At 74.3% G+C, this 18,802-nt stretch carries 19 protein-coding genes and 2 pseudogenes; 10 read left to right on the top strand and 11 right to left on the bottom strand.

Going from position 1 to position 18,802, the window contains the following annotated elements; all coding sequences use genetic code 11:
* Positions 1–117 precede the first annotated feature (117 nt).
* From ACWD3O_RS31200 to ACWD3O_RS31185, 4 genes are all read right to left on the bottom strand, one after another.
* Positions 118–1,101 carry an aminoglycoside phosphotransferase family protein gene (locus ACWD3O_RS31200; RefSeq protein ID WP_451409524.1) on the bottom strand — a complete coding sequence of 328 codons (984 nt, stop codon included), beginning with the start codon at positions 1,099–1,101 and terminating at the stop codon, positions 118–120.
* A 77-nt stretch (positions 1,102–1,178) separates the two neighbouring features.
* A complete protein-coding gene (locus ACWD3O_RS31195; RefSeq protein ID WP_451409523.1) occupies positions 1,179–2,303 on the bottom strand; it encodes a M24 family metallopeptidase in 1,125 nt (374 codons plus the stop codon).
* 222 nt (positions 2,304–2,525) lie between these two features.
* Entirely contained in the window at positions 2,526–4,751 is a 2,226-nt protein-coding gene (cyc2, locus tag ACWD3O_RS31190) for a germacradienol/geosmin synthase Cyc2 (RefSeq protein ID WP_451418205.1), read from the bottom strand.
* A 291-nt stretch (positions 4,752–5,042) separates the two neighbouring features.
* Positions 5,043–5,834, bottom strand: coding sequence for an SAM-dependent methyltransferase (locus ACWD3O_RS31185; RefSeq protein WP_451409521.1), 792 nt, complete (start codon positions 5,832–5,834; stop codon positions 5,043–5,045).
* A gap of 258 nt (positions 5,835–6,092) precedes the next feature.
* On the opposite strand from ACWD3O_RS31185, the gene ACWD3O_RS31180 reads away from it, so the two are divergent.
* Entirely contained in the window at positions 6,093–7,199 is a 1,107-nt protein-coding gene (locus ACWD3O_RS31180) for a polyprenyl synthetase family protein (RefSeq protein WP_451418204.1), read from the top strand.
* Between the two features lie 24 nt (positions 7,200–7,223).
* On the opposite strand, the gene ACWD3O_RS31175 is transcribed toward ACWD3O_RS31180, so the two are convergent.
* Entirely contained in the window at positions 7,224–7,766 is a 543-nt protein-coding gene (locus ACWD3O_RS31175) for a dihydrofolate reductase family protein (protein WP_451409519.1), read from the bottom strand.
* 329 nt (positions 7,767–8,095) lie between these two features.
* On the opposite strand from ACWD3O_RS31175, the gene ACWD3O_RS31170 reads away from it, so the two are divergent.
* Complete coding sequence (locus ACWD3O_RS31170) at positions 8,096–8,497, top strand: VOC family protein (protein ID WP_451409518.1); 402 nt, start codon at positions 8,096–8,098, stop codon at positions 8,495–8,497.
* Here ACWD3O_RS31170 and ACWD3O_RS31165 read toward each other — a convergent pair.
* Positions 8,494–9,063 carry a DinB family protein gene (locus ACWD3O_RS31165; protein ID WP_451409517.1) on the bottom strand — a complete coding sequence of 190 codons (570 nt, stop codon included), beginning with the start codon at positions 9,061–9,063 and terminating at the stop codon, positions 8,494–8,496. The genes ACWD3O_RS31170 and ACWD3O_RS31165 overlap by 4 nt on opposite strands.
* 113 nt (positions 9,064–9,176) lie before the next feature.
* Between ACWD3O_RS31165 and ACWD3O_RS31160 the strand changes: the two genes are divergently transcribed.
* The gene (locus ACWD3O_RS31160) at positions 9,177–9,785 is read left to right on the top strand and encodes an RBBP9/YdeN family alpha/beta hydrolase (RefSeq protein ID WP_451418203.1); all 609 of its coding nucleotides are present in this window, start codon (positions 9,177–9,179) and stop codon (positions 9,783–9,785) included.
* Positions 9,786–9,855: 70 nt separating this feature from the next.
* Here the strand turns inward: ACWD3O_RS31160 and ACWD3O_RS31155 are convergent, their stop codons facing one another.
* Positions 9,856–10,410 (bottom strand): DinB family protein, encoded by a 555-nt coding sequence (locus ACWD3O_RS31155; protein WP_451409515.1) that lies wholly within the window; start codon positions 10,408–10,410, stop codon positions 9,856–9,858.
* Between the two features lie 150 nt (positions 10,411–10,560).
* On the opposite strand from ACWD3O_RS31155, the gene ACWD3O_RS31150 reads away from it, so the two are divergent.
* Positions 10,561–11,562, top strand: coding sequence for a helix-turn-helix transcriptional regulator (locus ACWD3O_RS31150; protein ID WP_451409514.1), 1,002 nt, complete (start codon positions 10,561–10,563; stop codon positions 11,560–11,562).
* On the opposite strand, the gene ACWD3O_RS31145 is transcribed toward ACWD3O_RS31150, so the two are convergent.
* Positions 11,501–12,163 carry an acetoacetate decarboxylase family protein gene (locus ACWD3O_RS31145; protein ID WP_451418202.1) on the bottom strand — a complete coding sequence of 221 codons (663 nt, stop codon included), beginning with the start codon at positions 12,161–12,163 and terminating at the stop codon, positions 11,501–11,503. The genes ACWD3O_RS31150 and ACWD3O_RS31145 overlap by 62 nt on opposite strands.
* Before the next feature lie 396 nt (positions 12,164–12,559).
* Between ACWD3O_RS31145 and ACWD3O_RS31140 the strand changes: the two genes are divergently transcribed.
* From ACWD3O_RS31140 to ACWD3O_RS31130, 3 genes are all read left to right on the top strand, one after another.
* Positions 12,560–13,404, top strand: a protein-coding gene (locus tag ACWD3O_RS31140) for an IS5 family transposase (protein ID WP_451418201.1) whose coding sequence is annotated in 2 segments (ribosomal slippage) — positions 12,560–12,890 and positions 12,890–13,404 — 846 coding nt in all. Because the reading frame shifts where the segments join, the coding sequence is not laid out codon by codon here.
* A gap of 168 nt (positions 13,405–13,572) precedes the next feature.
* Positions 13,573–14,361, top strand: coding sequence for a MerR family transcriptional regulator (locus ACWD3O_RS31135; RefSeq protein ID WP_451409511.1), 789 nt, complete (start codon positions 13,573–13,575; stop codon positions 14,359–14,361).
* A gap of 49 nt (positions 14,362–14,410) precedes the next feature.
* Positions 14,411–15,637, top strand: coding sequence for a glycosyltransferase (locus ACWD3O_RS31130; protein ID WP_451409510.1), 1,227 nt, complete (start codon positions 14,411–14,413; stop codon positions 15,635–15,637).
* Here ACWD3O_RS31130 and ACWD3O_RS31125 read toward each other — a convergent pair.
* A pseudogene (locus tag ACWD3O_RS31125) lies at positions 15,615–15,692 on the bottom strand (VOC family protein); the annotation flags it as partial. The gene ACWD3O_RS31130 and the pseudogene ACWD3O_RS31125 overlap by 23 nt on opposite strands.
* On the opposite strand from ACWD3O_RS31125, the pseudogene ACWD3O_RS31120 reads away from it, so the two are divergent.
* From ACWD3O_RS31120 to ACWD3O_RS31110, 3 genes and pseudogenes are all read left to right on the top strand, one after another.
* Positions 15,692–15,881: pseudogene (locus ACWD3O_RS31120) on the top strand (IS5/IS1182 family transposase); the annotation flags it as partial. The pseudogenes ACWD3O_RS31125 and ACWD3O_RS31120 sit on opposite strands and share 1 nt — an antisense overlap.
* A gap of 31 nt (positions 15,882–15,912) precedes the next feature.
* Entirely contained in the window at positions 15,913–16,221 is a 309-nt protein-coding gene (locus ACWD3O_RS31115; protein ID WP_451418200.1) for a hypothetical protein, read from the top strand.
* Positions 16,222–16,347: 126 nt separating this feature from the next.
* Entirely contained in the window at positions 16,348–17,142 is a 795-nt protein-coding gene (locus tag ACWD3O_RS31110) for an aminoglycoside adenylyltransferase domain-containing protein (protein WP_451418199.1), read from the top strand.
* Between the two features lie 43 nt (positions 17,143–17,185).
* Here the strand turns inward: ACWD3O_RS31110 and ACWD3O_RS31105 are convergent, their stop codons facing one another.
* Together ACWD3O_RS31105 and ACWD3O_RS31100 are read right to left on the bottom strand one after the other, a co-directional pair.
* Positions 17,186–18,124: an alpha/beta hydrolase gene (locus ACWD3O_RS31105; protein ID WP_451418198.1), complete on the bottom strand. Its 939-nt coding sequence runs from the start codon at positions 18,122–18,124 to the stop codon at positions 17,186–17,188.
* 5 nt (positions 18,125–18,129) lie between these two features.
* Positions 18,130–18,639 carry a pyridoxamine 5'-phosphate oxidase family protein gene (locus ACWD3O_RS31100; RefSeq protein WP_451409506.1) on the bottom strand — a complete coding sequence of 170 codons (510 nt, stop codon included), beginning with the start codon at positions 18,637–18,639 and terminating at the stop codon, positions 18,130–18,132.
* Positions 18,640–18,802 lie beyond the last annotated feature (163 nt).

Below are 18,802 nucleotides of genomic sequence, written 5' to 3'. Positions count from 1 at the left end.
GCGAAACCGAGAGCTTGGGGGAGGGTGGGCGCAGGCCATCGCGCACGCACGCTGCGGCGGGCGTCACGTGCGCACGGTGCCGTCGGCAAGGGCCAGGGCTCGTGCGGGGCGGAGGGGTCAGTAGGGTTCTTCGCGGAGGTCGGACACGCGTTCGAGAAGGATCGGCTCCCAGGCCTGCGCCAACTCCGTCCGCAACAACGTGTGCCGCTCCGACTCCCCCGGCCCGAACCGCCGCACCAGCGCCGCGAGCCGCAGCACCGCGTCGCACCGCGCGAGCCACAGCCCCCGCAGGCACGGCCGGGGCCCGTACCCCGCGAGCGTCGCCGCCCGGACCGCGGCCGGCGACCCGATCGCCCGCGCGAGGCCCGCGATGTCCTCCGCGGGGTCCCCCAGCACCGCGTCGGTCCAGTCCAGCACCCCCCGCACCCGGCCGTCCTCGCTGATCACCAGGTGTTCCGCGCTCATCGCCCGGTGCGCCAGCGCCGCCGTCCCGGGCCGGACCTCCAGCTGCGCCGCGCCCGCCTCGCTCAGGGGCCGCAGCCACGCCGCGTCGATCTCGTCGGCGGCGACCAGTTCCTTGGCGGCCAGCCCGGCCTCCCGCCGCAGCGTCTCCAGGGACCGGGGCGTCTCCTTGGGCACGCCGACCGCCTCCGCCTGCCGCAGCGGCACCGCGTGCAGGCCGGTGAGCAGCCCGGCGAGGTCGGCCTCGCCCAGCGCGGTCACCTTGTGCCGTGCGCCGGCGCCGCCCGGCAGACGGGTGTCCAACGTGTACACCAGGCCGGGTCGCCACTCCCCGTGCCCGCGGCTCACCGGCACCGGGACCCCGACGTACGGCCGGACCAGATCCCGCAGCCGCAGCTCCCTGAGCCGCCGCGCGGACTGTTCGCGGTCGTGGGCGAGCCTCAGCACGTGCCGGTCGCCGACCCACCAGGTGCTGTGCCCTCGCTCCGGTTCGGGTGTCTTCTCGTCCACCACGGGCCGGATCTCCGGTTCCCCGGAGGACTCGTCTCCGTCTCCGGAGGCGGACGGAAGGAGGGTGCGGACCAGCTCGCGCAGCTCGTCCTCGGAAGGCGGTGGCGGTGCCGTCGGTGCCTGATTCATGGTGGTGGTGCCGTTTTGCTCGTGTTCGTCCGGCCCGAAGGGGGTTCGGGATGCCGTCGGCCGGTCCGCGTGGCGCATCAGCCGACCTTCACGATCTCACGAGGCGCCTCGTTGAGGCGCAGTCCCCCTCCCTCGGTGACCGTCACGATGTCCTCGATCCGGACCCCGAAGCGGCCGGGCAGGTAGATGCCGGGCTCGACCGAGAAGCACATGCCGGGCACCAGCGGCTGCCGCTCGCCCTCGACCATGTACGGCGGCTCGTGCGTGGTGACGCCGATGCCGTGGCCGGTGCGGTGGATGAAGCGGTCGCCGTAGCCGGCCTCGGTGATCACCGCGCGGGCGGCCCGGTCGACGTCCTGGCACTCGGCGCCGGGGCGCACCGCGCGGAAACCGGCCTCCTGGGCCTCGCGGACGATGTCGTGGACGCGGCGTTCCTCCTCCGTGGGCTCGCCGACGTGCACGGTGCGGGAGATGTCGGAGCCGTAGCCGTGCATCAGGCCGCCGAAGTCGAGGACCACCATGTCGCCCTCCTCGACGACACGCTCACCGGCCTCGTGGTGCGGGTCGGCGCCGTTGGGGCCGGATCCGACGACGGTGAAGTCGACCTGCTCGTGGCCGAAGCGGCGCAGCAGGCCGGCGAGGTCCGCGGCGATCTCGCTCTCCCGGCGGCCGGCGAAGCGGACCGTGCGGATCTCGCCGAACGCGGCGTCCGCGGCTGCTCCGGCGGCGGCCATCCGCTGGAGCTCGACGGTGTCCTTGACGGCCCGCAGCATCGGCAGCGCCTCGCTCAGGGCGACGTGGGAGCTGTCGGGCAGGGCTCGCCGCATGCCGAGGAGATGCAGCGCCCAGGTGTTGTCGCTGACGCCGAAGCGGCCCCGGGCGTCGAGGCCGAGGGCGGCGATCGCGTAGGGGTCCTTGCCGTCCGTCCAGTCCCGCAGGGTGAGGGCGGGCGCGCCGGCGGCCTTGGCGGCGTCCGGGGCCTCCAGGGTCGGTACGACCAGCACCGGGTCCCGGCCGGGGACGACGGCCAGGAGGGTGAGGCGCTCGGTGGCGGCGGGCGGGGTGTAGCCGCTGAGCCACACCATGTCGGGGCCCGGGGCGATCAGCAGTCCGGCCAGTCCCGCCGCCTCGGCCTCACGGGCGGCGCGCTCCATCCGCGCCCGGTGGTCGTCGGCACTGAAGGGGTCGAAGGGGCCGGTCATCGGGGGCCTCCTGGCGGTGACGGACGCGGTGGACGGACGGGCGGACGCGCACGGCGGGGGACGGCCGCGGACCGTCCGCCCCAGCTCCCCAGTGTCCCCCATCGGCCCCCGCGCCGTAGCGGCATCGGCATGTTCACGCCCACCTACGCCACCGCGCGGCCCCACCCCCCGTCCCCGTCCGGCCCCCGCCCGCCACCACCCCGGCCCCCGCCCGGACAGGCGCTACGGGACGGTCAGGAACTGCGGTCCGACGGGCCGGCCGAAGGCGTCCCGGGCGCCGGTGGCGGAGAGGGACGGCGGCGGTCCGGGGGGCGCTCCGGGCAGGAACCGGTGGGCGCGCCGGGAGAGCCAGGCGTCCTTGTAGCGGTCGACCTCGCGGTGCCAGTTCAGGATGCCCGCCATCCAGTTCCGCAGGTCGGCGACATAGCCGTCGACGGCCTGCCGCGCCTCGGCGCCGAGCCGGAGGTCTTCCTGCAGCACGGGCAGCTCGTGGGCGACGACGTGCTGGAACTGCTCCATCCGCCGGGTGGCGAGGTCCTGGACGACGCGGAGGGCGTCGGGGTAGTCGCAGCCGAAGAAGTTCTGGACCACCAGCACGGCGTTGTGGATCTCGCCCTCGAACTCGATCTCCTTCTGGTACGAGAAGATGTCGTTCACCAGGCAGGCGTAGTCGACGGCGGCGTTCTCCAGGGAGCGGACCGGGCCGCTGCGGTAGACCTCGGGCGGCACGGCGGGGCCGTGGCCGAGGCGGCACAGGCTCATGGTGAAGTCGGCGCCGAAGGTGGCGCGCCGCATCTCCAGGTAGTCCACCGGGTCGGGGACGCGGTGCTGGAGCTGGTTGGAGAGCTCCCAGACCCAGCTCTCGGTCATGGAGTCGACCGACTCCCTCAGGGTCCGCCGTTGCGCGGGGTCCATGCCGGCGGTGGTGCGGGCCCACAGGTCCGCGAGTCCGCGTTCCATGGCGTTGGCGGGCGGCGGGGGCGGCGAACCGTCCAGGGGCATGCAGGCGGACAGGCGCGCGGTGGTGAGCCGGGCGGCGGCGAGGTCCCGGCGGTGTCCGAAGACCAGCGGGTAGTAGTCGTCGCCGTAGGTGCCCCAGGCCAGCCAGGCGGAGGCCAGGTCGAGGGCGTCGGCGGTGCCGGAGGGGTGGATGCCGGCGGCGCACAGCGGCAGGTCGTAGGCGCGGAGCTTGTCCTCGTCCCACACGCCCTCGGCGAAGATCCCCGTGGCCTCCACCCAGTCGCGCAGGCGGCCGCGGGCGTCGCCCAGGTGGGGGCTGAGGGTGAGCTGGAAGGGCATGGGCAGATCGGGGATCCGGGACGGGCCGACCCGCTGGAAGGGCACGTGGGTGTGGTTCCGCAGCCGCTGCGCCCCGGCGCTGGCCAGCAGCGCCCGCACGTCGGCGACGGAGGCGCCCAGGCCGGTGGGGCCGCGCAGCGGGTCGGTGCGGGCGTCGAGGGCGCCCTGGTTCATGTACCGGCTGGACCTCAGGTGCCATTCGTGGCCGCCGGACTGCCAGTCCTGGAGGCCCCGGGTGTAGGCGGCGACGGCGGCGACCTCGTCGGGGGTGAGGCCGGCCTCGAGGGCGACGGCGGGCACCTCGGTGAGGGCGGTGTGCTCGAACTGGTGGAGGCGTGAGGTGAGGACGTCGTTGACGATCTCCGCGGCCTGCTGGGTGCCGCAGCCGAAGAAGTTCTCCAGGACCAGGACGCCGTTGCTGAGCTCGCCCTCCTCCTCGACCTCGCGCTGGTAGGAGAACAGGTCGTTGCGCAGGTGGACGCCGTCGGAGAAGGTCTCCATCAGGACCCTCAGCGGCCGGGACCCCGCGACGCGGTGCGGGATCTCGGCGGTGGCGTACTCGACCAGGCCGGCCGACCAGGGGGCGCCGCCGACCTTGCGGCGCATCTCGATGTACTCCACCGGGTTGGCGATCCGGCCCTCGCCGATGTTGGAGAGCTCCCAGAGGGACTCGTTCAGCAGGTGCTCGGTGGCGAGGGCGAAGCGGCGGCGCCAGTGCTCCGACATGGCCGGGACGGTGCGCGCCCACAGGTCGGCGAGGCCGGCCTCCACCGGGTTCAGCGGCTCGGGCACCGGGGTCGCCGGGTCGAGCGGCATGAACAGCGGCAGGCGCTCCAGGTGGGCGTGTCCGCCGGCCCGGTCCAGGCCGCGTTTGAACATCTCAAGGAAGTGGTCGTCGAAGAAGAAGACCCAGACGTACCAGTCGGTGATCAGCGAGAGGGCGGGACCGTCGCAGTCGGGGTGGGTGTAGGCGCACAGCAGGCCGTAGTCGTGCGCCTCGAGGTCGGACTGCTCCCAGACACCGGAACCCTCGAGCATCCCCATCTCCCGGGCCCACCGGGTGGAGTGGGTCCGGGCCTCGTCGAGGTGCGGGTTCAGCCGCGCGGGATACGGCATGTAGAACTGCGGGAGTCGGAACGGCTGCGTCATGGCCGGGTCCTGTCCGGGAGGGCGTCCCGGCATGCGCCCCGGGCCCCGGCTCCACACCTTCGCGTGAAACCGGGGCGAACGGGAACTCCCGTCCGCACGGATGCTGTTCAGCCGGTATGCGGACCTTTCCGGCCCTCGCGGCCCTCCCGATCCACCCGGCCGTCGTCGCCCGCCGCGGCGGCGTTCCCGGCGACCCTCGCGGCACCGCTCGCGGCGTCCGCGCGGGAGCCCCCGGCGGCGCTTCCGGCGGCGTTCCCGGCGAGGCTTCCGGCGGCGTTCCCGGCGGCTTCCTCAGACCTTGCGGCCGACGCCTCCGTGCTGGCCGATCGGCGTGGTGTCCGCGCCCTCCTCCGGGTGCCAGAGCGGCACGGAGACGACGCCCGGCTCGATCATCTCCATGCCCTCGAAGTACGCCTCGATCTCCTCGACGGGGCGCAGGAAGTACGGGACGGCGCCGGTCTCGTTGTAGCCGTCCTGCGCGCGCTCGTACTCGGGGTCCACGCCGCGCGAACCGTCGTTGACGCACAGGTAGCTGCCCGTGGGCAGCCCGCCCATCAGCCTGCGGACCAGGTCACGGGCGGTCTTGTGCTCGGGGACGTGCCCGAGCGTCCCGCTGAGGATCAGTGCGGTCGGCCGGGTGAGGTCGAGGGTCTCGGCCGCGGCCTCGATGATCGCCTCGGGCCGGTAGAGGTCGGCGTCGAGGTAGGCGGTGGCGCCCTCGGGGGTGGAGGTCAGCAGCGCGCGGGCGTGGGTGAGCACCAGCGGGTCGTTGTCCACGTAGACGATCCGGGCGTCGGGAGCGTGCCGCTGGGCGACCTCGTGGGTGTTGTCGCTGGTGGGCAGACCGGTGCCGACGTCGAGGAACTGGCGGATGCCGCACTCCACGACGAGGTGGCGGATGCTGCGGCCGAGGAAGGCGCGGCTGGACCGGGCGATGGTGGTGATCCCGGGGAAGACGGCCGTGTAGGCGTTGCCGGCCTCCTCGTCGACGGGGTAGTTGTCCTTGCCGCCGAGCCAGTAGTTCCAGATGCGCGCGGAGTGCGGCACCGAGGTGTCGATGGTGCGGTGGGGCTGCGTGGTCATGCGTGCTCTCCTCCGGCCGTGGGCGAAGCGGTCGGTGTCCCTGCTGTCACCCCGTCAGAACGGCTTGTACGACTAAACTTAGACACCAACATCATCGTCACGCACACGAGTTGACCGAAACCCCACCCCGACCGACCGCCCCACCGCTCCGAACAGCGGCAATCGGCCGATCTGGCCGAAATCCGCCTGGCTCTTCCCGCGGCGTGGGTGCTCGAATCAAGGCTCACTCGGCACCCAGTGGCTGACGGGGGAAAACGCGTGCCTTCCCTGACCTACCAGGAACTTCACGCCGGCCACGCCGACGGCATCCGGGCCGAACTGGCCGCCGCGCTCGAACTGACCGGACCGCCCGGCAGTCTGCTGCGGACCTCCTGCGAGGAGCTGCTGCGCCGGCAGCCGATGCGCTACCCGCTGTCGGTGCTGCCCCTGGCGGTGCACGGCGCGGAGACCGGCGACCCGGAGCCGGCGCTCCCGCTGGCGGCGGTGCATCTGCTGTGGTGGACGGCCGCCTGCCGCATGGACGACCTCGCGGACGCCGAGGCACTGTCCGGACGCGGGTCCGGCACGGGCCCCGCAAGCGGTCCCGAGGCCGCGCTGACCACGCTGGCGGTCGGGACCCTGCTGCCGCTGCGCCTGCTCGACTCCCCCCGCCTGCCGTCGGCCGTCCGCCGTGACCTCGGCGCGGAGCTCACCTCCTGCGGTCTCGCGGCGGTGGCCGGCCAGCTCGCCGACCTCGGTGGCGGGCGGGGCGAGCCGCGGCGCGACGCGGTGCTGGCCACCTACCGCGGCAAGTCCGGCGCCCCATTCGCGATGATCACCGCGATGGCGGCGCTGCTCGCGGGGGCGGGCCGGGCCCGCACGGCGCTCTGGCGGGAGTTCGGCGACGTGTTCGGGGTCCTCTGGCAGCTCTTCAACGACCAGGAGGACATCACCTCCGGCCGCCACGAGGACCTCCGCAACGGCACGGTCACCCACCTCCTGGCCTGCGCCGCCGAGTGCGCCCCGCCCCGGGACGCCGCCCGGCTGCGGGTGCTGCGCCCGGTCGCCCGCACCTCGCCGGAGGCCCGCGAGGAACTGCTGGCCGTGCTGCTCCGCGAACCGGTGCTAGACCGCTTCCGGCGCGACCTGGACGCCTACCGCGCGACGGCCCACGGCGTCCTCGACCGCCTGGCCGAGCCCGCGACCGGGGCCGCGCCCGAAACCGAGCCCGCACCCACGCCCGCGACCGGGACCGCCCCCGAAACGGGGGCCGATTCGGGGGCCGAGACGGGGGCCGAGGGGCGGGCCCGCTACCTCGCCTGCCTGCGCGACCTGGTCGACCAGGCGTCCCGGTGCGACCTCCGCACCCCGGCCCCGGTCGCCTGACCCTGGCCACGGGCCGACGGCCGTCTACTTCCGCACGCGGAAGCGGAGCACCGTGACGGCGCCCGCCTGGGTGTTGTCGAAGGGTTCGAGGTCGATCCGGCCGAGGCCCGGGGGCGAGAAGCGCACCCCGTCGCCGAGCAGCACCGGCACGACGTACACCAGGATCTCGTCGACGAGACCGCGTCGCAGGCACTGGGCGGCGAGGTCGGCGCCGAGGATCTCCAGGTTCCTGCCGCCCGCGGCGCCGCGGGCGGTGGCGACGGCTTCCTCGATGTCGCAGGTGAGGAACGTGACGCCGGGGACCGGGTCGTCGGGGGGCTCGTGGGTGAGGACGAACTGGTGCCCTCCGTCGTAGGTGGTGTCCTGCGGGGCCATGCGCCGGGCGACCTCGTACGTGCCCCGGCCGACGAGCATGGCGCCGGTGGCCGCCATGATCTCCGGGAACGCGTCCGGGGGCAGGTACTCGCCGATCCAGTCCATCGCGTGGTCGGGACCGGCGATGAAGCCGTCCAGCGACATCGCCCTGTTCACGACCACTTTGCCGCTGCCGAGGCCCACATCAGTCATGCGTTGTCTCCACAACTCCTGGAAGAACTCCCGGAAGCCCTTGATGGCGGGGCGGGGGTGCCGACGTGGCCCCAGCGTATCGGCGGGGGCACGACCGGCGCCCCGACGTGCCGGGCCGCGGGGCGCCGGGAACAGCCGGGTGGCCCTGTCCCCCGGCGTGGTCACCGCACTAGACTCACCCCCATGACTGCCGGGTCGGCCTTGGGCCACGCACGAGTGAGGCGCCCGGCCTCGGCATGACTCCGGCGCGGGCCCGCGGCCCGCCCCCGGTTCCGGAATCCCCGTCCCACCGCCCCTTCCGGAACCGCATCCCTGGAGACCTGCTTCCCATGTCCGTCACCGCAGTCCGGCTCGACCACGTCGCCGTCCTGGCCAAGGACCGTCAGCTCTCGGCGGAGTTCCTCGCCGCCGTCCTGGGGCTGAGGGTCGGCGCGCCCTTCGGCCCCTTCCTGCCCGTCGACCTCGGCAACGGCGTCACCCTCGACTTCTACGAGCAGCGCGACGAGCCGGTGCAGAGCCAGCACTACGCCTTCCTGGTCCCCGACGAGGAGTTCGACGTGATGCTGGCCCGCCTGGACGCGCTCGGCGTCACCTACTTCGCCGATCCGAACCACAGCGAAGCGGGCCGCTTCAACCGCCTCTTCGGCGGACGCGGCGCGTACTTCACCGACCCGGACGGCCACAACATGGAGATCATGACGCGACCGTACGCCCGGCCCGACCGGCCCTAGATCCTGTCCGCCCCACGGGCACGGTGGAGGTCGCGGAGCAGCGCGACCTCCGCCCCGTGGTGGATGACCTCGCGGTTGATGTGCAGGACCAGCGAGGCCATCGGGTACTCGGCGAAGTCGTGCTCCGCCGGGCCGCAGCGCCGCGCCAGCCCGTCCTCGCCCAGCCGGCGCACCCCCGCCGTCCACCCCGCGTAGGCCTCGTCGAGCTGGGCGAGCGCCGCGTCGGCCGTGCCGGCGTACGCGAAGGTCGCGTAGTCGACGGCCGGTCCGCCGAAGTGGGCGGCGACCCGCGTTCCGAGGACGCCGACCACCAGGTGGCCCAGCCGCCAGGCGATGGTGGTCACCGGCGGCGGGTCGGGCTCGGGGAAGGCGTACTCGATGGTGAACTCCCCCGCGCCCGCGGCGATCGGGGCCGTGCTCTCGCCCCGGTGGCGGACGTTCCAGCAGTCCGGCGCCGGCTCCCAGAAGTACTCCTCGTCGGTCAGGCCCGCCAGGCGTGGCCGCAGCTGGTTCCGCCAGTGCCGGTCGAGCTGTTCGACCAGCTCGTTGTTCCAGTCGATGGCCATGCCCTCACGGTAGGACGGCCGGGGCCCGTTTCCTCCGTCCCCGGCTCCGGCCCGGTGTTCGTGTCCCGAGACGGCCTGGACTCCCCGGACGGCAGCGGCCGATCATGTGTGCCATGAACGACAGCGCGCCCGAGCAGGGCTTCCTCATCCTGCACGGCTGGCAGAACCGCCGGCCCGCCGACCACTGGCAGCACCGGCTGGCGGACCGGCTCGCCGAGCTGGGGCACGAGGTGGTCTACCCCCAGATGCCGGAGCCGGACGAGCCGCGCCTGGACGACTGGCTGTCGGAGTACGCCACCCACCTGGCCTCGCTGCGCGCCCCGCACCGCACCGTCCTGTGCCACAGCCTCGCCTGCCCGACCTGGCTGCACGCCGTCGACCGCGGCCTGGTGACCACGCCGGTGGACCGCGTCCTGCTGATCGCCCCGCCGGGGCCCGCCTTCCTGCGGGAGCACCGCGAGATCGCCGCCTTCACTCCCCCGCCGCTCGCGCCCGAGCGGGTGGCGGCGGCCGCCCGCCACACCCGTGTGGTCTGCGGCGACGACGACCCGTACTGCGTGGAGGGCGCGGACGCCGCCTACGCCGAGCCGCTGGGCCTGCCCGCCGACGTCCTCCCGGGCACCGCCCACCTGAACCCCGACTCCGGGTACGGGCCGTGGTCCGGCCTCCTCGACTGGTGCCTCTCCCCCGCCGGCGACCGTTCCGTCGGCGCGGACCGGTGACCGGGCCGGTTGCGGCGCGGTGACCGGGCCGGAAGCGGCGCGGTGACCGGGGCGGAAGCGGCGCGGTGACTCAGCCCATCGTCTTCGCGCCGTCCAGGCCCTCCCGGATGATGTCCGCGTGGCCCGCGTGCTGGGCGGTCTCCGCGATGATGTGCAGCAGGGTCCGCCGCGCGGACCAGCGGGCGTCCTCCTCGAACCAGGGGGCCTTCGGCAGCGGGTGGCTCGCGTCCAGGTCGGGCAGGGAGGCGACCAGGGCGTCGGTGCGGGCGGCCACCTCCGCGTAGGCGTCGAGCACGCCGGCCAGCGTCTCCTCGGGCAGCAGCCGGAACTCCGCGGCGCGCTCCGCCCAGTCGGACTCCGTCATGTTCTCGAAGTCGCCCATCGCCGCGGGCCCTTCGAGGATGAACTCCGCCCAGCCCTTCTCCACCGCGGCGACGTGCTTGATCAGCCCGCCGAGGCACAGTTCGCTCACCGTGGTCCGCTGCCGGGCCTGGTCGTCGGTGAGGCCGTCGGTCGTGGTGCGCAGGAACGCGCGGTGCCGCCGCAGCACCTCCACCAGGTCGGCGCGCTCGCCGGTGAGGGTGTCGGTGCCGCCGGTGGTGGTGGTCGTCTCGTTGACGCTCATTACGGGTCTCCGCCTTCGCTGGATCTGTCGGCCGTCGTCGGTCGTCTGTCGTCCGTGGTCCGTGGTCCGTGGGCCGTCGTTCCCGGACGTGTTCCACGCTAGAAGGGATTGCGGCCAGTTTCCGGCCTCAATGGCCGCCAGACTGAAGTCATGGCGAACACGAGCTCACGCACCCTGCGGCTGCTGTCCCTGCTGCAGACCCATCGCTACTGGCCGGGGACGGAACTCGCCGGCCGGCTCGGCGTCTCCACCCGCACCCTGCGCCGGGACGTCGACCGGCTCCGCGAGCTCGGCTATCCGGTGGAGGCGAACCGGGGCGTGGACGGCGGTTACCAGCTCGCGGCGGGGGCGGCGCTGCCGCCGCTGGTGATCGACGACGAGGAGGCGGTGGCCCTGGTGGTGGGGCTGCAGACGGCGGCGCAGAACGCGGTGGACGGGATGGCGGAGTCGTCCGTGCGGGCGCTGGCGAAGGTGGTGCGGGTGATGCCGGCCCGGCTGCGCCGCCGGGTGGAGGCGCTGCGGGCCGTGACGGTCCCGGCCCGCTGGGGCGACGGCGAGGACGCCGGGGTGGATCCGTCGGCGCTGACCACGGTGGCGCTGGCCTGCCGTGACGAGGAGCGGATCCGCTTCGGCTACCGCGCCGCCGACGGGGCCCGCACGGAGCGCCATGCCGAGCCGCACCGCCTGGTGCCGCTGGGACGCCGCTGGTACCTGGTCGCCTACGACCTGGACCGGGCGGCCTGGCGCAGCTTCCGGCTGGACCGGCTGGGGTCCCCGGAGCCCACCGGTGAGCGGTTCCGTCCCCGTGAGCTGCCCGCCGCCGACGCCGCGGCCTTCGTCCGGGCGGGGCTGGAGAACGCGCCGCGCCCCCATCGGGTGGAGGCGCTGGTGGAGGCCCCGGCCGAGGCCGTGCGGGGGCGGATCGGCCGGTGGAGCCAGGTGGAGGAGGCGGGCGAGGGCCGCTGCCGGGTCCGGATGACCTCCGACGACCTGGACTGGCCGCTGGTGGCCCTCGGCATGGCGGGCGCGGAGTTCCGGATCGCCGGCCCGCCCGAACTGGCCGACCGGGCACGGGAGTGGGGGGACCGGTTCAGCCGAGCCGCTCGCGCGGGGGCCGGAACCCCACCCGGAACCGGAAGTCCTCCAGCGTGAACGACAGCAGGGGGCGCCCCTCGCCGAGGAAGGCCAGCGCCCCGGCCGGGTCGGGGCGGAAGGAGGCCCTGGTCAGGGACGGTTTGCCGGTCAGATGCGCGGGAACGGCCAGGGTCTCGCCGTCCACCTCCTGCAGCAGGCGTGTCCGGACGGGCAGCCGGCCGGGCAGCGGCCGCCCCGGCCGGAACGCGGCGCGCACCTCACCGGTGCCGGGGGCCCGGAGCCTGACGTGCTCGGTGCCGGGCACCCCGGCCCAGGGTTCCCAGGCGAAGCCGCCGATCTCCTTGGGGATGCCCCACAGGGTCCGTCCACCGGCCTTCGACTGCTCGCTGTCGACCCAGACCGCCACCGCCGTGCAGCCGATCCGCCGTCCTTGGCGCACGGCGAGGGCCAGCAGCAACTCCCGGTAGGCGAGGGTCCCTTCGGGTGAGTAGTCGACGCAGAAGGTGAGCAGCGCGCACCGGCCGCCGACCGTCAGCGGGCGTACCCCCGCGGGCAGCGCCCAGCGCGGCAGCCGGTTCCGGCGGGCCCGCCAGAGGCTGACGTGCATCCGGCCGCGCAGGTGCCACGGCTCGGGCGGGAAGGGTTCGGCTTCGGTCATGCCTTCATGGTGCCCCGTACGCCCGCCTTCACGGCGTCCGCCATGCCCGGACCGGTTGCGGACCCTGGCTGCCACCGGCCGCTCCGGACGCCCCAACGACGCGCCTCCGGAAGCGAGTTCGGCCTCGCATCGAGAGGCGGTCGGTGCGGTGCGGCGGGGGTGGCGGAGTGCACGGTCCCGCCCATCGGGCCGTCTCGTGCGCCGACCGGGCGTGCGGCGTCGTCCGGCGTGGCCAGTTCCTCTCCGCTCCCGTGAGACGTGCCGGCCGGTCCGGAAGACCCGTACCGCGCCCACGCCCTCGCCGCCGCCGGCGGCTCCAGCACGGTGGGGCCCCTTGCCCCGGGCGGGGCGACGGCTAGGGCGTTTCCTCCGGATCATCTGATCGTTGGCTGATGTGTGTCGTTGACTGACGCCCAGTGGGCGAGGATCGAGCCGTTGCTACCGGAGCGCACTCCGAGGCGAGGCGGGCGGTGGCGTGATCACTGGCAGGTCATCGATGCGATCGCCTTCAAGTACCGCACCGGCACGCCGTGGATGGACCTTCCCGAGCACTTCGGCTCGTGGAAGGGCGCCCACAACCGCTTGCGGAAGTGGGCCGTCGACGGAACCTGGGAGAAGGTCTTCATTGCCTTGCTCGCCCAGGCCGACGCCGAAGGCGACCTCGACTGGATCGTCGCGGTCGACTCCACCGTCGCCCGGGCTCATCAGCACGCCGCCGGGGCCCGTCAAAAGGGGCCCCGGCCGGCGAGCCGGACGACCATGCCCTCGGACGGTCCCGTGGCGGACTGACCACGAAGATCCATCTTGTCGCGGACAGCCGCTGCCACCCGCTCGCGTTCGTCCTCACACCCGGCCAGGCAGGTGACGCACCCGCGTTCGCCCAGATCATGGCCCGCTTACGAGTGCCCCGGCCCATCGGCCGGCCCAGAACCAACCCGGAGGTGGTGATGGCGGATAGGGCGTATTCGTCCCGCGCGATCCGCGGTCATCTCCGCCGACGCGGCATCCGGGCGGTGATCCCGCAGCCCTCCGACCAGGCCACCCACCGCAAACGCCGCGGCAGCAACGGCGGCAGACCACCGGCCTTCGACCGCGAGGCATACAAGCAGCGCAACACCGTCGAGCGGTGCATCAACAAGCTCAAGCAGTGGCGCGGCCTGGCCACCCGCTACGACAAGACCGCCACCATCTACCTTGCCGGACTCCACATCGCCGCCATCTTCATCTGGTCAGCGAGATGATCCGGAAGAAGCGGCCTGGGGCCTGTCTGGACCGAGGGGTGCCCGCCATCAAGTAGGAACCGCAGAGCATGGAGCACCGCTGCCGGGCCGGTGTTCCCGGACTGGGGCGCGGCTTGACCCTCCCCTTACGTCAGGCTTGATGATCGGTCGCGAGGAAAGGGCGGGTGGATGAGTTATTCCGTGGGGCAGGTGGCGGCCTTCGCCGGAGTGACGGTGCGCACGCTGCACCACTACGACAGGTCGGGGCTGCTCTCGCCCAGCGGGCGCAGCCGGGCCGGCTACCGGCTGTACGACGAGGCGGACCTGGTCCGGCTCCAGCAGATCCTCTTCTACCGCGAACTGGGCTTCCCGCTGGACGAGATCGCCGAGATCTTCAAGGACCCGCACGCTAACGCCCTGGACCATCTGCGGGCCCGGCAGAAGCAGCTGGAGGCGGAGATCGCCAGGCTGCGGCGGCTCTCCGAGGTGGCCCGGGGGGCGATCGAGGTGCAGCGGACCGGCGTCTCGCTGACCCCCCGGGAGCGCTTCGAGGTGTTCGGCGAGATCACCGCCGACCTGAGTTACGCCACCGAGGCGGCGCTCAAGTGGGCGGACTCACCGGGGCAGCGGGAGACGATGGCCCGGGCCGCCGCGCACACCAAGGAGGACTGGCGGCAGCTCATGGGCGAGGCCACGGCCTGGCGCGCCGAGCTGCTGGCGGCCTTCGACGACGGCGAGCCGAGCGACGGTGAACGGGCCATGGACCTCGCCGAGGAGCACCGGCTGCACATCTCCCGCTGGTTCACCTCCTGCCCGCCCGCCATGCACGTGCGCATCGCGGACGACTTCGCCGCCGACCCGCGCGCCTTCGCCCTGGTCGTACCGCCGAGCCGGCAGCGCCCCGGTCTGGCCGCCTACCTGTGCAAGGCCGTCCACGCCAACGCGGCCCGGCGGGTCGACAGCGGCGACGACCGATGAGCCGGGCCGGCCGACGAGCCCGGCGGACCGACGAGCCCGAGGAGAACCGATGAGAATACTGATCGCCGCCGCCGGATCGCGCGGTGACATCGCCCCCTACACGGGCCTGGGCGTCGCACTCCGCGCGGCCGGCCATGAGGTCGCCCTGGCCGCGACGGGCACCTTCGAGCCCCTCGTCCGCGCCGCCGGGCTGGACTTCCGCGCCCTCCCGCGCAACACGGCCAAGAGCGGCGGCGGGAGCGGGGACAGGCGCGAACTCATGCGGGCCGCCTCCGCGTTCATCGCGGACCTGGGCCAGGGGTTCGCCGACGCGATGACCGACGGCACGGATCTGCTGCTGCTCTCGACCACGACCGCCCCGCTGGGCTGGCACCTCACCGAGGCCACGGGCATCCCCGCCATCGGCGTCTACCTCCAGCCCACCGCACCGACCCGCGACTTCCCGCCCGTCGTTACGGGCACCCGCTCACTGGGCCGCCCCGGCAACCGCCTGGCTGGCCGCTTCGCCCTCCGGATGACCGACCGCCTGTACGCCCCGGCGGTGACCGCGCTCCGCGAACAGCTCGGGCTGCCCCCGGCCAAGCCCTCCGACACGCGCCGCCGCCAGGAGCGCGCCGACTGGCCCGTCCTGCACGGATTCAGCCCCGCCCTGGTGCCCCGGCCCACCGACTGGCGCCCCGGCCTCCAGGTGATCGGGAACTGGTGGCCGCACCACGACCCGGACGGGCAACTGCCCGGGGAAGTGGCGGACTTCCTGGGCGCCGGCGCCCCGCCCGTCCTCATCGGCTTCGGCAGCATGGCGGTCGGCGAGGGGGAACGGCTCAGCGAGCTCGCCGTGCGAGCCCTGCGCCGCGCCAAGCTGCGCGGCATCCTCCAGGCCGGCAGCGCCGGGCTCGCCGCCGAAGGCGACGACATGCTCACCATCGGGGACGTCCCACACGCCCGGCTCTTCCCGCACCTGGCCGCCGTGGTCCACCACGCCGGGGCCGGCACGTCGGCCGCCGCGCTGCGGGCCGGGGTCCCCGCCGTGACCGTGCCCGTGACCGCCGACCAGCCGTTCTGGGCCGGCCGCCTCGCCACCATCGGCGCCGCCGACGAGCCGATCCCCTTCCGCACCCTCACCGCCGACCGCCTCGCCGATGCCCTCGACCGCGTCGTCAGGCAGCGGGCCCACCGGGAGGCGGCCGCGCGGGCGGCGGAGCGAATGGCCGCGGAGGACGGGGCCGCGGAGACCGTGGAGGCGGTGCGGCGGCTCAACGGTGCGTCAGTACGTTGACCACGCGGCCGTTCGGGTCGCGGACGAAGAAGCGGCGCACGCCCCACTCCTCGTCGTGCGGGCCGTAACGGCGGCAGACCACCAGCCTTCGACCCCGAGGCTTGCAAGCAGCGCAACATCGTCGAGCCGTGCATAAACAAGCTCAAGCAGTGGCGCGGCCTGACCACCCGCTACGACAGGACCGCCACCATCTACCTTGCCGGACTCCCACATCGCCGCCATCTTCATCCGGTCAGCGAGATGATCCAGAAGAAACGACCTAAGCTCATGGCCGTATGAACGCTCTCCAGGTGCTCGGGCCGCTCCTGCCGCCCCTGACGGTGCTCGGCGGCCTGGCCGTCGCCGTGGCCGCCCTCGCCCGGCTGGCCCGCAGGGTGCGCCGCCGGGGCACCGCCGGGGCGGCGGCCTCCGCCGCGCTCGCCTCCTGGGAGGAGGCGTTCCGGATCACCTCGCACGAGGCGTACCAGGAGGTCCGGGTCCAGGCGGAGCGCACGCCGCCCCGCCCCGCGCCGGACGGTCCCGGCCGCGGAAGGCGCCGCCCCGGACCGCCGGACGGGGCTACCCTGCCCCCATGGCCTTCCTGACCTGCGTGACCTGCTTCGCCGCGATCCGCACGCGCCGCGCCGCCTGAGCGCGGCGATCCGGCCCAGCCTGCCCCGCCGCGCCCGTCGATCGTCCTTCGACCACTTCCACGGGCACGGAGATTCCGCATGTCTGCACCGTCCTTCACCCCCTACCCGGAGCTCGACGCGCTCCTCGCCGACCTGACCCGCTCGGTCCGCGACATCCTCGGTGACACCTTCGTCGGCGCCTACGTCCAGGGGTCCTTCGCCCTCGGCGCCGGAGACCTCCACAGCGACTGCGACTTCGTCGTGGCCGCCACCCGCCTGCCGCGGGGCCGGACGGAGGCGGCGCTGCGCCGGCTCCACGACGGCATCCCGCTGCGGCCGGGCCACTGGCCGCAGCACCTCGAGGGCTCGTACGCCGACACGGCCTCCCTCCGCGACGTCGGCGGCCTCGGCACGCCCTGGCTGTTCAACGACCACGGCCACCGGGAGCTGACCTGGGACACCCACTGCAACAGCGCGCACAGCCGGTGGATCCTGCGCCACCACGGCATCACGCTGGCCGGCCCGCCGGTCACCGAGGTGGTGGACGAGGTTCCGCCCGAGGCGGTGCGGGCGGAGGCCCGCGCGGCACTTCCGGGCGTGCTGGCGTCCGTCCGGACCTGGGCGTCGTTCGACCTGGCCTGGACCCAGCGCTACGTCGTGACGACGTACTGCCGGGTGCTGTACTCGCTGCGGACCGGCCGGGTGGCGTCCAAGCCGGGGGCGCTGGCCTGGGGGTGCGAGGAACTCGCCCCGCGGTGGCGGCCGTTGCTCACCCAGGTCCTGAGGGACCGTGACCGCGGCTGGGACCCGGCCGACCCGCCGCGGCCTGGATCGCTGGAGGCGGCGTACGCGTTCGCGGCCTACGCGGAGTCCCTGGCGCCCCGCACCGGCTGATCCGCCCCGCACCGGGGTCCCCCAGGGCGTGCGGGACCCCGGCTCAGGCCTTCGCGAGCCGTTCCGCCAGCCACCGCTCGGCGCGGCGGATGTAGGCCCGCACCCACGGCACGTCACCCGCGAGGGTCTCGACGCCGTGCGGGGCGCCCGGCATCACGTCCAGTTCGGTGTCGACGCCGGCCGCCCGGAGCCGTGCGGCGAAGTCGCACGACTCCCGGTGGAAGAGGTCGGCGTCCCCGATGCCGACCCAGGCCGGCGGCAGCCCCGCCAGGTCCTCGCGGCGGGCGGGCACGGCGTACGGCGGTGGCGGCGACGCGCCCTCGGTGACCTCCGTGCCGAGGTAGGCGGTCCAGCCCGCGCGGTTGCTGCGGTTGTCCCACACCGGGTGGCGGACCGCGTCCAGGGCCCGGTCGGCCGCCGTGCGGTCGTCGAGCATCGGGCAGAACAGCCACTGGGCGACCGGTCGCGTGCCGCCCTCGTCGTGCAGCCGCTGCGCCAGCGCGGCCGCCAGGCCGCCGCCCGCGCTCTGGCCGCCGACGGCGACGCGGCCGGCGTCGACGCCGAGGTCACCGGCGTGCTCCAGCAGCCAGTGCCACACCGCGTGGCAGTCGTCGAGGGGTACGGGGAAGGGGTGTTCGGGCGCGAGCCGGTACTCGGCGGACACCACGACGACGCCGAGCTCGGCGCACAGCCGCCCCGCCCACCGGTGGTCCTGCGCGGCGGAGCCGCTGACCAGCCCGCCGCCGTGGATCCACAGCACCGCGCCCCCGGTACGCGACGGGCCCGGCGCGGGGACGTAGAGCCGCACCGGTCCGCCGGGCAGCCCGTCCACGGTCCCCCACAGCACCCCGTCGGGCAGCTTCGGCTCGGGCAGCCGCTGCCGCACGGCGCGTCCGATCCGGCGGCCGAGCGGCCCGGCGGGGATGCTCGGCAGGAAGCGGACGCGGTTGCGGATCGCGGGGTGCAGCTGCTGCGGCCTCATGCCGGTCACCGTACGACCGCGTCGGCCTCCCGGACAACGGCCCCGGCGACGGCCTCGGGCGCCGCCCACGCGCCGTCGCGCATCACCCACCGGTCCCGCATCTCGTGCATCCCCTTGCGGGCCTCGATCGACCGGGGCCGCAGCCGGAACCAGACGTACTCCTTCACGTCCCGCCGCGGGTCCCAGCCCGTCTTCGCCGTGAACGCGCCCGCCGCCCCGTCCGGCACCTGGGCGGAACTCAGCGCCTCGGCCTCCCCGTCGACCGTCACCACGTCGAGCGTGTCGCCCAGGGCCACCCGGACCCGGGGGCAGGTACGGAGGTTGCGGGCGGTCGGGGTGGCGGGCCGGGTGGCGAGCCAGAGCGCACCGTCGTGCCAGACGAACCAGAGGGGCACGAGGTACGGCACGCCGTCGGCGTCGGCCGACGCCACCCAGACGTCGGTCTCCCGCGCGAACCGGTCGAGGACGTCACGGGTGCGCTGTTCGATGCCGCGGGGCGGCCGGTCGGTCGACATGCCCGCACGCTAGCCCGCGGTCCCGGTCCCGCACCTCCGCCCGAGGTCGCGGATCCGGCCGGACCCCAGCCCTAGGTCGTGTCCGCAAAGTGGGGGCGTCGTTGGTCTGTTCGTGGTGCGTCGTCATGAGCTGACTGATGAGTCGTGGGCGGTGATCGGGCCG

It is taken from the genome of Streptomyces sp. NPDC002640 (genome assembly GCF_053592575.1).
Note: the sequence above shows the minus strand (reverse complement) of the source record. Positions and strands in the feature narration are given on the sequence as shown.